Source organism: Pseudomonas sp. NPDC089569 (assembly GCF_050280625.1).
In the GTDB taxonomy this organism is placed as follows: Bacteria; Pseudomonadota; Gammaproteobacteria; order Pseudomonadales; family Pseudomonadaceae; genus Aquipseudomonas.
Genome location: NZ_JBNNVQ010000226.1, coordinates 1 through 2,450, shown reverse-complemented (window position 1 = coordinate 2,450; position 2,450 = coordinate 1). Strand labels below are relative to the sequence as shown.

Annotated in this window: 4 protein-coding genes and 1 pseudogene; all 5 read right to left on the bottom strand. The window is 50.4% G+C overall.

The window, feature by feature from the left end; translation table 11 throughout:
• Nucleotides 1-153: 153 nt before the first annotated feature.
• Entirely contained in the window at nt 154-471 is a 318-nt protein-coding gene (locus ACQKP2_RS32475; RefSeq protein ID WP_427582336.1) for a hypothetical protein, read from the bottom strand.
• A 317-nt stretch (nt 472-788) separates the two neighbouring features.
• Nucleotides 789-1,145 carry a hypothetical protein gene (locus ACQKP2_RS32470; protein WP_427582335.1) on the bottom strand — a complete coding sequence of 119 codons (357 nt, stop codon included), beginning with the start codon at nt 1,143-1,145 and terminating at the stop codon, nt 789-791.
• Nucleotides 1,146-1,331: 186 nt separating this feature from the next.
• Complete coding sequence (locus tag ACQKP2_RS32465) at nt 1,332-1,649, bottom strand: hypothetical protein (protein ID WP_427582334.1); 318 nt, start codon at nt 1,647-1,649, stop codon at nt 1,332-1,334.
• Nucleotides 1,646-1,909: a hypothetical protein gene (locus ACQKP2_RS32460; RefSeq protein ID WP_427582333.1), complete on the bottom strand. Its 264-nt coding sequence runs from the start codon at nt 1,907-1,909 to the stop codon at nt 1,646-1,648. The genes ACQKP2_RS32465 and ACQKP2_RS32460 overlap by 4 nt, the downstream gene beginning before the upstream one ends.
• Nucleotides 1,910-1,924: 15 nt before the next feature.
• A pseudogene (locus ACQKP2_RS32455) lies at nt 1,925-2,242 on the bottom strand (RHS repeat-associated core domain-containing protein); the annotation flags it as partial.
• Nucleotides 2,243-2,450 lie beyond the last annotated feature (208 nt).

Sequence of the window (2,450 nt, the reverse complement as noted above, 5' to 3'; positions counted from 1 at the left end):
TCGCTGGAATAAGATTTACGCATGGCCAAACACCTCAGATTTGGGCGCCATCATAGCGCCCGATTGAAGTGTCCAAAATCATTAGGCCAGTTCAGGCTTGCCCGCGAAGGCGTCCGTATTAACAACACAACAACCCTCAAATGTGCATCTTAATCAGACCGCCCCCCGCAACCGCCGCGCCGCCACATCCAACACATCACACCCATCGCGCAACGCAATGGCGCAGAGCAGTGCAAAGTCACTGAGAATGAAAGACTCGCATTCGATAGAGCCGCGCATGGACAGGTTTTCCAACACCTGGGTTACGGCGCAGATTCGATAGCTGGCAGCATCAGTCAGAATGTCGAGGGGCGCGTGGGTATCGACGAACAGCGTGGGCATTTCGGTGCAGTTGCTGGTGAGGGCCATGAAGCGGTTTTCGGGGTGGGGTGTTGGCTTTTCGTAGGGTGGATCTGGAGTCAGTGTTTTCATGGTCTGTGTCCTAACGTATGGAGGGAAACCGCACACCTTCACTTCCACGCAAAGGGTGACGGCTGCACGCCGCTGTGGAAGACCGGGACGTTAGGCACCCGGCGCACTCGAAAGCGCCCCGCGCACAACCACCATAGAACACGGACAAAACGCCGAACTGGTGACGCTTGATGCGCCTAACGATAGAAGGGCTTCCACACCCTGCCACTGAATTTGCAGTGACACTTAAAAGACTATCGATGCGCCCCTCTCCACGCCAGTTCATTAAAACCGCTAGAACTTGAAGGAAATCTCCTAGGACGCTGCCTCGTGTCCAATCAAAAGGCTACATCAATTCGCTCGACATTAATCTTCACGTATTGTTCATTCAACTGTGGGTAATCGTAGTGAACCCCTTGATCCATAAAGTCTATGAAAGAGCGAAAAATATCTCCATCTAAATACCCAGATAAAATGCAACCAAAGCCACTACCAAGCATTTCAATCGTTTTCCCAGCCTCTTGCGCAAGTGCTACACAATCACCGTCAGGCAATATCACTTCGAATTCAACGTCGCGCTTCCCTCCAACTTCAATTTTGAAATAGCAGCAACTCACAAAGCATTTTACAAACACACTCTCAACCAGCAGCACCACCGACTCTTCGACAACTTTATCGAATTCTACTACTTGCACCTCATATCTCTTAGTCATTCGCTAGCTTCACAGCTTTATCTTTCCCACCACCATTGATTTCCTCTCAAAAACTCTTTCCGCTCCTCGTAGAAAAAATCGTGATCCCCTGACTATTATTAGTTACCACAAATACAAATTTCAGCTACTTTCCTCGATCATCACTTACCAAAATTTGATATAGATCGACTATGAATTACCGGCCATGAACACTTTTCCAATCTCAGCCTGCGCATTTGATATCTCCACTATCAACGACGGCATTGATATTGCCCTTGAAAAGAAAACCGGTTGACTCCAGTCGTAATTTTTTATAACCCTAACTTGAAAGCTCCCATTAGGATCGAAAGAGGGGTACCAGCCGACATCCAGCAGCAATGATGAAGGATATTCAACTTGCAGCATGTCCTCTTTGAGACAGTCTACTTGACTGCACAAATCACCATTTTCTAAAAAAGACAAGTCATCATGAGAAACATTCCCAGTAATAAACGTTAAATCAATCATTTTCTTAGCTTCCTATACTCGCCTTCTGAAATTGGATGCCCATGTATTGTACGTGCGCTTAATTCGATACGTACCCACCGGCTTGACTTACCTTCACTGGCTCCTATTTCCGAATCATATTCTTTAACTTTCCAAGGCTTACCATTAGTAACGGGAAGTCCGGTTTGAAAGGCATCCCGCTCTAGGCCTTCAATATCAGTGCCTAATTTATACTTCGCCGGACCCGATTTTGTTGAGTTTACTGTTTGTTTCCAAGTCATATTTTTTGATGGCACATGTTTGTAACCATGAGGAGTCCAATCAACTCCACTCGGAAAAGGAATAGATGGTTCGCCCTCATTAACTCTAGCGACAACGACCCCATCCGGCGCCGCACAACTCGGCCGATTCGCCCCCGGACAATTCCCACTCAACCCCAACGGATCCACCCACCCCGTCGGATTCGGCGTATAGCGGTAGGCATTCAACCCACCCGCCAGCTTCAGCGGATCCGGCGTCAAATAGCGTCCGCTGTCCGGCTGGTAATAGCGGTGGCGGTTGTAGTGCAGGCCGCTTTCGGCGTCGAAGTACTGGCCCTGGAAGCGCAGTGGCTGAGGACGATGGCGGTCAGGCCGCCGCCCTCGGCGCGCTGGTAGTGCAGGCGGTTGTTGTCCGGCAGCCGGGCATCGTCGTAGCGGTACTTGAGCTCACTGCCGTCGGGGTTGATGCACCACGCTGCCGTCGTCGCCCCAGGTGTAGCGCGTGTCCATCTGCGCAAAGGAGGCCCAGTGGCGGATGCAGCGGGCGGCCTTGCCGGCCTGT

Coding starts and splice junctions, on each gene's coding strand:
- ACQKP2_RS32475 (WP_427582336.1), bottom strand. CDS start 471: ATGAAAACACTGACTCCAGATCCACCCTACGAAAAGCCAACACCCCAC.
- ACQKP2_RS32465 (WP_427582334.1), bottom strand. CDS start 1,649: ATGATTGATTTAACGTTTATTACTGGGAATGTTTCTCATGATGACTTG.
- ACQKP2_RS32460 (WP_427582333.1), bottom strand. CDS start 1,909: ATGACTTGGAAACAAACAGTAAACTCAACAAAATCGGGTCCGGCGAAG.